Annotated in this window: 4 protein-coding genes; 1 reads left to right on the top strand and 3 read right to left on the bottom strand. The window is 72.3% G+C overall.

Features of this window, described 5'->3' with window-relative positions; genetic code table 11:
* Positions 1–56: 56 nt before the first annotated feature.
* The 3 genes from ACFU74_RS35565 to ACFU74_RS35555 all read right to left on the bottom strand — a co-directional run bounded on the left by ACFU74_RS35565 (position 57) and on the right by ACFU74_RS35555 (position 4,244).
* Positions 57–1,307: a glycosyltransferase 87 family protein gene (locus ACFU74_RS35565; RefSeq protein WP_380764276.1), complete on the bottom strand. Its 1,251-nt coding sequence runs from the start codon at positions 1,305–1,307 to the stop codon at positions 57–59.
* 364 nt (positions 1,308–1,671) lie between these two features.
* Positions 1,672–2,940 carry a metallophosphoesterase gene (locus ACFU74_RS35560; protein ID WP_380764275.1) on the bottom strand — a complete coding sequence of 423 codons (1,269 nt, stop codon included), beginning with the start codon at positions 2,938–2,940 and terminating at the stop codon, positions 1,672–1,674.
* Between the two features lie 146 nt (positions 2,941–3,086).
* Positions 3,087–4,244, bottom strand: a complete 1,158-nt coding sequence (locus ACFU74_RS35555) for a LacI family DNA-binding transcriptional regulator (protein ID WP_380764274.1) — start codon at positions 4,242–4,244, stop codon at positions 3,087–3,089.
* Positions 4,245–4,574: 330 nt separating this feature from the next.
* Here ACFU74_RS35555 and hisC point away from each other — a divergent pair, with 330 nt between their 5' ends.
* Positions 4,575–5,645 carry a histidinol-phosphate transaminase gene (gene hisC, locus ACFU74_RS35550; RefSeq protein ID WP_380764273.1) on the top strand — a complete coding sequence of 357 codons (1,071 nt, stop codon included), beginning with the start codon at positions 4,575–4,577 and terminating at the stop codon, positions 5,643–5,645.
* The last annotated feature ends 40 nt before the right edge of the window (positions 5,646–5,685 follow it).

Here is a 5,685-nt window from a genome sequence, read left to right as displayed (position 1 = left end):
GCGGTCGTCGTTCCGGAGCCGGGAGCGGGGAGCCGGGGCGCCGGGGCGCCGGAGGATCAGGAGACAGCAGGGGCCGGGGGTCCCTGCTCGACGGCGGGGTCCTCCGGGGTACCGGCCTGGGGGTCCTCGTGGCGGCGGAACTCCCGGAAGGTGACCACGACCACGCCGACGGCCGCGGCGCCCATCGCCACCGCGAGCAGCACCCAGGTCCGGACGGAGTAGTCGTACTCGGCCACGACTTCGACCGACGGGGGCCGCAGGAAGGTCAGGTAGGCCGCCAGCGAGGCCACCTGGGTCAGGACCGGCGCGAACCAGAGGCGGCGCGGCAGGAGGAACGCGGCGATCAGGGTGAGCACGTCGGCGACGTAGAAGTAGCGGTCGTGCATGGACGGCAGCAGGTACGGCACCACGATCGCCGAGCAGGTCGCCAGCAGCACCACCCGGTCGTCGCTCAGCGCGACGTGCCCCTCGTCGCGCCGCCGGGCGGCCCGGCCGGCCCGGGAGAGGACGGCCAGCACGACCAGCGTGAGCACCACCGCACCGGCGAGCACGACGCCCGCGCCGCGGATGTCCGCGGCCTGCTCGGCGGACGCCGGCTGGTCGATGAACTGGTACACCGAGGGCGCGTTCAGGGTGAGCTGCTGGTAGGACTCGGTCTGCCGGGCGTAGACGGTGAGCAGCTTGACCGGGTCGGTGCCGAGCAGGACGGCCGGGACGTCCAGTGCGAGGTACACGCCGGGCAGGGCGAGCAGGGAGTACCAGGGGATCCGCCGGACGGCGAGCAGGACCAGCAGGAACGGGAAGACGAAGACGGTCTGCAGCTTGAAGGCCAGGGCGAAGCCGAGCATGGCGCAGGCCCACCAGGGGCGGTGGCGGAGCACGAAGTAGAGGCTGCCGACGATGAACGAGGTGTAGATCGAGTCCGCCTGGCCCCACCAGCCGCTGTTGAAGGCGACCGTGGGCAGCAGCAGCACCGCACCGCCGGCGGCGATCGGCTGCCAGTCGTCGGGCCGCGGATGGCGGAGCGCGACGATCCGGAAGGCGAAGAAGGCCAGAAGCAGATCGAACGCGATCGAGACGACCTTGATTCCGGTGAGTGCCGAAACCGGGAGATAGGTCAGCGCCGCCAGCAGGTAGAGGTACGGGACGTTGTAATCCGAGAACCCCGATTCCTTGAGCGCCTGGAATCCGCCGTTCTCGTCCAGCGTCCGGTACCAGTTCGCCAGGAAGTAGGTGAAGTCCCTGGACTCCCGGTCCATCATCAGCCCGCGCATGGCGAGGCACCAGGCCACCAGCCCGGCAATCACGGCAATACGGGCAACGGGGAGCCGAAGCTCCGTCTTTCCGGAGTTTTCGGGTATGCCGGACTTCCCCCCGGTTCGGGTCATGTCAGTTCTGTCCCTCTCCAACAAAAACGGAGAGCGATCCGGATACGCCCCCCGCGGAGGGCACATTAAACCGGAGGGAATTGGCGGACTTCCGCGCGGGGGTCGGCTGGTTCGTGTTCGGAAGTGGTCGGCGCAGGTCAGTGCGGGCGCGGCGGGCGCGGCGGGGAGTGGCGCGGCGGGGAGTGGCGCGGAACGGGGCACGCGGACACGGCCGGCCGCACGCCGGAGCGGTGTCCGTCCGGCGGCGGTGCGGCGGGTGCGGAGGGTGGTCCCGGGCCCGGGGTCAGACCGGCAGGCGGGCGACCAGCAGACGGCCCTCCATGGTCACGCCGCCGTCCATGGCGACGGCCAGGTCGTCCGCGTAGACGTACGGGCCCGGGACGTGCGGCGGCATGCCGTCGTCGGCGTGCACCGCGCCGGTGAGGTACGGGATCGGGCTGTGCCCGTGCACCACCCGCACGCCGCCGTAGGCGTCCAGCAGTTCGCGGACGGCCGTCGGGCCGGGGTCGCCGCGGAAGGCGAACCGCTTGGTGAACCGGCGGAAGCAGTCCCACCACTCGTCGACGCCCTCGTCCGCGAGCAGGTCGTGGACGGCGTCGTTGACCTCGGCGATGGACTCGCCGTACTCCAGGTAGGCGGTGGTGTCGGAGTGCAGCAGCAGGTGGCCGTCCTCCAGGGCGATCGCCGGGAGCCGGGAGAGCCAGCTGATGTGGTGCGCCTCCAGGCGCTCCAGGTCGCTCTGCTGGCCGCCGTTGAGCCGCCAGGCGGCGAGGAAGGAGGCGGTGCCGGCGGTGGACTGGACCGGCTCGTCGCCGTACTTGGCGGCGCCCAGGAAGAGCAGCTCGTGATTGCCCATCAGGGCACGGCAGTAGCCGCCGGCCGCGGCCGCCTCGGCGGCGAGCTGCATGACCAGGTCGATGACGCCGATGCCGTCCGGGCCGCGGTCGGTGAAGTCGCCGAGGAACCAGATCCGGGCGCGGCCGGCCGACCAGTGGCCGTCGGCGTCGATGATGCCCTGGTGGCGCAGCTCGGCGCGGAGCTCGTCGAGGTAGCCGTGCACGTCGCCGACCACGTAGAGCGGGCCGGGCGGCTCGCCGGGGCCGGGGGCCGGGTACGGGTGGTAGGGCAGGCCGGGTTCGGCGAGCGGGGGGCCGAGCTCGATGGTCGGCGGGTCGTCGCTCTGCGGGCCGGTGCCGGGGCCCTGGTGGCCGCCGTGGGCGGGGGACGGGTGGTCGGTCAGCGTCGGCTCGTAGCCGGCGCGGCCGTCGTGCCCGTTGTGACCCTCGTGCCCGTTGTGGCCGTCGTGACCGTCGTGGCCGGTCGGGGCGTGCACGGTGTGGCCGTGCTCGGGGCCGGCGGCCGGCCAGTGCTGTTCGAGGTAGCGGGCGCCGCCGTAGCCGCTGTAGGTCTCGGCCTCGTAGCCGCCCCCGGAGTACCCGCCGGCGGGTTCGGGTTCGTAATAGGTGCCGTACGGCAGCACGTCGAGGTCCGGCTGGTGGCGTGGGCCTGAGTCCGGGTGTTCAGGCCCGGGGAAGCGGTCCTCGGGTGTCATTCGCCCATCATAGGAAGACCACTCTCCCGGCGTCGTCACCTGGTGGGTATCCAATCCTCCGGAGCGTCAGCCGGTCGGTCCGTCAGGTCCGTTTTGTCCCGACTCGGCAGGGGGTGGGCCGCACACCCGGAGGGTGCGGCCCGGGGTCACATCTCGCCCGGCGGGCGGGGCGGGCTGACCGTGGTGCGCGGGCTCCGCCGTTGGGAGGAGGCGCGGACGATGAGTTCGGTGGGCATCAGGGTGCCGGGCGGCGGGCCGGTGCCGGCGGTGCGGAAGCGGGGCGGGAAGAGCCGGGCGATGTCGACGCCGGTGCCGGAGTCCACCCCCTCGATGGCGTCGATCAGCAGGTTCACCACGGTGGTGCCGATCCGCCGCGGCTTGAGCGACAGGGTGGTGATGGGCGGCTCGGTGGCCGCGTACACGTCGCTCTCGCTGCAGCAGACCAGCAGCAGGTCGTCGGGCACCCGCAGGCCGTAGCGGCGGGCGGCGGCGAGCAGGTCGGTGCCGTTGGGGTCGAACAGGCCGTAGACGGCGTCCGGCCGGTCGGGGCGGGCGAGCAGCCGGTCGGCGGCGACGGCGCCGGCGGCCGGGTCGTGCGCGGGGTAGGTCTCGTAGACCGGCTCCTGGCCGACCTTGGCGCACCAGCCGAGGTAGGCCTCGGTGGAGAGCCGGGTGTAGGTGTCGGTGCTGGTGCCGGTGAGCAGTCCGATCCGGCGGGCGCCGGCCTCGGAGAGGTGGTCGAGGATGCCGAGCACGGCGGCCTCGTGGTCGTTGTCGACCCAGGCGGTGACCGGGCAGTTGCCCGGCTTGCCGTCGCTGACCACCGGGACGCCGGACCGGTACAGCTCGCTCACCAGCGGGTCCTGGTCGGGCGGGTCGATCACCACGGTGCCGTCCAGGGCGATGTTGCCCCAGACGTCGTGCCGGGAGGAGGCGGGCAGCACCACCAGCGCGTAGCCGCGGCCCAGGGCGGCGCTGGTGGCGGCCCGGGCCATCTCGGCGAAGTAGGCGAACTCGGTGAAGGTGAACGGCTCTTCGCCGTAGGTGGTGACGGTCAGCCCGATCAGGCCGGACCGTCCGGTGCGCAGGGTCCGTGCGGCCGCCGAGGGGCGGTAGCCGAGGCGCTCGGCGACTTCGCGCACCCGGCTTCTGGTCTCGTCGGGCAGGCGGCCCTTCCCGTTCAGCGCGTCGGAGACGGTGGTGATCGACACTCCGGCGGCTGCTGCCACATCCCGGATGCCGGCCCGCTCCAGACGCCGTGAGGTGGTGGGACGCCGACCGCTCTGGTTGGCTGCTGCTGTCATGGCGGACCGATCGTATGGCTCCTGACAAGGGTCTGTGACCGGCGCATTCGGAGCCTGTGGAGATACGTTTCTCCATGAGTGAGCCCGCGTGCGCCCCTTCGATCCCCGGACGAAACCAGCCGGTTTACCTCTGACATGTGCCAAGGAACCCGGCAGAATGGCTGATCTGCACCTGTAACCCGACCGGGCATCTCACTCCTACGGGTGAGTGCGATCGGTTATGTTCAGGGCACCCGACCGGGGTGGACCGGGTGCGTTCCGATTCCCGGGCACGGCGGCGATCCCGACCGTGGCGGGCGAACGCAGCGGAAGAACAGAAGGAGACCGACCGTGACCGCAGCACAGGGGCCCCGCCTCAGGCCGACCCTGGACGGCATTCCCACCTACAAGCCGGGCAAGCCCGCCGGCGCCGACGCGTACAAGCTGTCGTCCAACGAGAACCCGTACGAGCCGCTCCCGGGCGTGCTGGAGGCGGCGGTCACGGCGGCCGGCCGGCTCAACCGCTACCCGGACATGGCCGGCACCGAGCTGACCGCCGTGCTGGCCGAGCGCTTCGAGGTGCCCGCCGAGCACATCGCCACCGGCACCGGCTCGGTCGGCGTCGCCCAGTCGCTGATCCTGGCGACGGCCGGCCCCGGCGACGAGGTGATGTTCGCCTGGCGCTCCTTCGAGGCCTACCCGATCATCACCCAGGTCGCCGGCGCGACCCCGGTCCCGGTGCCGCTCACCGCCGGCGGCGACCACGACCTGGACGCGATGCTGGCCGCGGTCACCGAGCGGACCCGGCTGATCTTCGTCTGCAACCCCAACAACCCCACCGGCAACGTGATCCACCGCGCCGAGCTGGAGCGCTTCCTGGACGCCGTCCCGGCCGATGTGCTGATCGTCATCGACGAGGCGTACATCGAGTTCATCCGCGACCCCGAGGTGCCCAACGGCATCGACCTCTACCGGGACCGCCCGAACGTCTGCGTGCTGCGCACCTTCTCCAAGGCCTACGGCCTGGCCGGGATGCGGGTCGGCTTCGCGATCGCGCACGAGCCGGTGGCCAACGCCCTGCGCAAGACCGCGGTGCCGTTCGGCGTCACCCAGCTCGCCCAGGACGCCGCGGTCGCCTCGCTGCGCGCCGAGGACGCCCTGATGGTCCGGGTGGACGCGCTGGTCGAGGAGCGGGGCCGGGTGGTGGCCGCGCTGCGTGCCCAGGGCTGGGAGATCCCGGACTCGCAGGCCAACTTCGTCTGGCTGGAACTCGGCGAGCGCTCCCAGGACTTCGCGGCCGCGTGCGCCGAGGCCGGCGTGATCGTCCGCCCGTTCCCGGAGGGCGTGCGCATCTCGATCGGCGAGGTCGAGGGCAACTCGATCTTCCTCGCGGTGGCGGAGGCCTTCCGCAAGGAGCTGTAACCCCCCTCGCGCTCCGCGGCGGAGCGGGACGGCTCGGTGC

The organism is Kitasatospora sp. NPDC057500, from assembly GCF_042802195.1.
Taxonomy (GTDB): Bacteria; Actinomycetota; Actinomycetes; order Streptomycetales; family Streptomycetaceae; genus Kitasatospora.
Note: the sequence above shows the minus strand (reverse complement) of the source record. Positions and strands in the feature narration are given on the sequence as shown.

Excerpts from the sequence above, each read along its gene's own strand:
- ACFU74_RS35560 (WP_380764275.1), bottom strand. The coding sequence starts at position 2,940 with ATGACACCCGAGGACCGCTTCCCCGGGCCTGAACACCCGGACTCAGGC.
- ACFU74_RS35555 (WP_380764274.1), bottom strand. The coding sequence starts at position 4,244 with ATGACAGCAGCAGCCAACCAGAGCGGTCGGCGTCCCACCACCTCACGG.